The sequence below is a fragment of the Micromonospora sp. AMSO12t genome (assembly GCF_008806585.1).
In the GTDB taxonomy this organism is placed as follows: domain Bacteria; phylum Actinomycetota; class Actinomycetes; order Mycobacteriales; family Micromonosporaceae; genus Micromonospora; species Micromonospora reichwaldensis.
On sequence record NZ_WAAS01000426.1, the window covers coordinates 1 to 3,312 of the forward strand.

A 3,312-nucleotide genomic window follows, 5' to 3' on the forward strand; every position below is an offset into this window, starting at 1 on the left:
GGCGGTGAGTGGGCGGGCGAGGGCGGGGTGTTGCCAGGTGCGGGCGATGCCGGCGCGGGCGCGGCGGTGGGCAGGCCAGCGGCCGATGTCGTGGCCGGCGTAGTGGATGCGGCCGGCGGTGGGGCGCAGTGTGCCGGCGACGAGGTGCAGCAGCGTGGACTTGCCGGCGCCGTTGGGGCCGATGATCGCGTGTCGGGCCCCGGCCTCCAGGTCGACGCTGACCTTGTCGACAGCGCGGCGGGATCCGTAGGAGCGGCTGACGGTGTCCACACGCAGCAGGGGGACGCTCATGTCCGCCTCCCGGGGAGTCGGGTGGTGAGGCCGGCAAGGCGGTGCCGGGGTAGGTAGGCCAGCAGCAGAAATGCCAGGCCGAGCAGGGTGGGGCCGTGGCCGCCGAGTAGTCCGCCAATCCAGTCGCGGGCGGCGACGAGGAGGATCGCGGCGGCGCAGGCGCCGGCCATGCTGCCGGATCCGATGAGCGCGGCGGCCAGGGCGAGGGCGGAGATGCCCATGGCGGCGTCGGCGGGTGAGACGTACCGGGTGACCGCGATCAGTAGGGCTCCGGCCGCGCCGGCGATCCCCCCGGCGAGCGTGTACGCGACGAGCAGAAGTCGGCTGGTGTGGTGTCCTGCTGCCTGTACTCGGGGTTCGTGGGCGGCGATGCCGCGCAGCAGCAGGCCGAAGCGGGTCCGGACGAGGATGGCGACGACGACGCCGATGAGCAGCGTGGCGGCGAGCACGTACAGGTACACCCAGCCGGGGCGCACCATCGCGGTCAGGCCGGGCAGCGCGATGGCGGGTGGGATGTGGACGCCTTCGTTGCCGCCCGGGGCCCACTGGTTCGCGGCGGCGTGGATGAGCTCGCCGAGGCCGAAGGTGACCATGAGAAAGGTGGTGCCCCGGGCACGCACCGCCAACAGGCCGGTCACGGCGGCGGCGAGGGCCCCGGCGGCGGCAGCCGCGAGTAGGTGGACCGGGCCGAGGCTGGTCAGCGTGGCGATGCTCGCGGCGGTGTAGGCGCCGACGGTCAGGTAGGCGGCCTGTCCCAGCGGCGCGAGCCCGGCGAGGCCGGCCAGGAGTTGGGTGCTCATCGCGAGCACGGCCATGACCAGGGCGGTGGCGGCAAGGGAGATCAGGTAGGCGTTGACCAGCCACGGCAGTCCCACCGCTGCCGCCAAGCCTAGGGCCCCGATCGTCGGTAGGGCCCAGGACGGCAGCCGAACCGGCCGGCGAGCCGGGGTGCCAGTGGACGCGGGGGTGGGAGTGAGGGTGGTGGTCATGCGGGCCGTCCCGGCAGTGCGGTGCGCTGACGGAGGGTAAGCGCGGCGAGCATCGCGGCGGCGAGAACGAATGCGGCGGCCCCAGGGACGAGGGCGACGCCGAGGGTGAGGATCTGCCCGACGCCGAGGGCGGCGAGCAGTGCGCCGCGGATGCTGCCGAGACCGCCGACGACGCAGACGATCAACGAGTAGACCAGGATGGTGGTGTCCACCCCCGGCGAGGGGCCGATAACCGGTGCGCCGAGGACCCCGGCGGTCACGGCGAGGACTCCCCCACCCACCAACACCCCGGTCCGGACGATGCCGGTGCGTAGGCCGGTGGCGGCGGCCATGCCCGCATCGGCGACCACCGCCCGCACGACCGCTCCGGCGCGGGACCGCTCGACGAGCATGAACAGCGCCGCCACCACCGCGAGGCCGACCGCGATGAACAGCAGCCGGTAGACCGGGTACTGGAAACCGCCCAGGCTCACCGAGCCGGCGACCGCCCGGGGCGGATCAACCGAGCGCGGCTCGGCGCCGAACACGAAGCTGAACTGGTCGGCGGCGATGTAGGCGATGCCGAGCGTGGCCAGCACCTGATCCAACGGTCGGTCGGTCAGCGGGCGCACCGCGGCGGCCAGACCTGCTCCCCCGAGGCTGCCGAGCAGCACGGCGGCGGCCAGCGCGAGAGCAAGACCGGTCCAGCCGCCGTCGGCGTAGTGCCAGGCAAGGTAGGCCCCAGCGAGGTAGAGAGTGCCGTGAGCCATGCTGAACACCCCGGCAACGCCGAAGATCAACGTCAGTCCGGCGGCGATGGTGAACAGCAGCAACCCGTACGCGACACCATCCAGTGCGGTGATCGTGTAGGCGTTGACGAGCCCGCTCCAGCCCACGACACTCCCCCTTTTTCTCTGGTTTTGCCGATCAGGCCTGGGTGATGCGGCGGCCGACGGTGGTGTGCATCAGGTAGCCCGACAGCAGCAGCTCCGGGTCCATCAGCACCTCCCGCAGCTCGGTCAGGTCCTCGCGGGTCATGCCGGCGTCGAGCAATTCGGCCTCGCGCTGGATGGAGTTGGAGCGGTGCAGCAGGCAGATGCCGGTGCCGCCGCGCCACGACCGGGACTCGATGTGGCTCTCGACATCGGCCAGGCCGGCGCGCAGCATCGCCTCCGGTGCCCGTTTGGCCCATCCCATGTCCGCCCCACGCGACTCGCCGAAGGCGAGCAAGCCGTCGTGGAACTGTTCGAGCAGCTCGGTGGCACGCTGGTGGGGGCTGCGGCGGATCATGTCCCGCCAGGTGCAGTCCCAGTCGGCCACCACGAGCACCCCGCCCGGAGCGAGGGCTTCAGTAAGTCGGGCGAGGACCTGCTCCCGTTCGGGCAGGTGCATCAGCACCAGCCGCGCCACGACCGCCTGCTGCGAGCCCTCCAGCTTCAGGTGCCGAATGTCTCCAGCCCGCACAGTGATGTTGGGGCCGGTGGGGATGTGGCGAGGGTCCAGGTCCACGGCGGTCACGTGCCCGCCCGGGGCGACCTGGTCGGACAGCCAGGCGGTCAGCGTGCCCGCCCCGGCACCGACGTCGGTGACGCTCCAGCCCGGCGCCAAGCCGGCCTCGACCAGGATCCGGCGGGTGCCGGCGTCGAGGATCTCCCCGAGGTGGCGAAGCTGGTTCTTGGCTTCGTCGGTGGCGTTGTCGAACATGTACCCGGCGATCTGCTCGCCGGCGGTGGTCGTGGTCATCGTGTCTGTCCTTCGTTCTCAGGAGCCGAGGGTGGTGAGCGTCTGCACGGTGCGGTTGACCCACACCTGCCCGTCTTGGGCGACCTCGCGCAGGTAGTACGCCTGCACGGGGGTGTGGTTGGTCGGCCCGAACTGCCAGGCACCCCGGGGTGAGTCGATCGACCCGACCCGCGACAGCGCCGCCGTCAGCGACCGCGAGGTCAACTCACCGCCCGCCTCGTCTCCTTCGGCAGCCGACGACGCGGCCAAACCGAATGCCGCTGGGCTACCGGAAGCCGGTGACGTCGTGGTGGCAGGGGTGGCCGCCGGG

General features: G+C 72.2%; 4 protein-coding genes and 1 pseudogene. All 5 read right to left on the reverse strand.

The genetic code is table 11. From position 1 onward, the window contains the following. Positions 1-291: ATP-binding cassette domain-containing protein (locus F6X68_RS31675; protein WP_151457685.1), on the reverse strand; the 291-nt coding region annotated here is incomplete at its 3' end. After that, positions 288-1,166 (reverse strand): branched-chain amino acid ABC transporter permease, encoded by an 879-nt coding sequence (locus tag F6X68_RS31680; protein WP_225852550.1) that lies wholly within the window; start codon positions 1,164-1,166, stop codon positions 288-290. The genes F6X68_RS31675 and F6X68_RS31680, both read right to left, overlap by 4 nt. A gap of 110 nt (positions 1,167-1,276) precedes the next feature. After that, positions 1,277-2,155, reverse strand: a complete 879-nt coding sequence (locus F6X68_RS31685) for a branched-chain amino acid ABC transporter permease (RefSeq protein WP_151457687.1) — start codon at positions 2,153-2,155, stop codon at positions 1,277-1,279. A 31-nt stretch (positions 2,156-2,186) separates the two neighbouring features. Then, positions 2,187-3,002, reverse strand: coding sequence for a trans-aconitate 2-methyltransferase (locus tag F6X68_RS31690; RefSeq protein WP_151457688.1), 816 nt, complete (start codon positions 3,000-3,002; stop codon positions 2,187-2,189). Positions 3,003-3,020: 18 nt separating this feature from the next. Then, a pseudogene (locus tag F6X68_RS31695) lies at positions 3,021-3,312 on the reverse strand (ABC transporter substrate-binding protein); the annotation flags it as partial.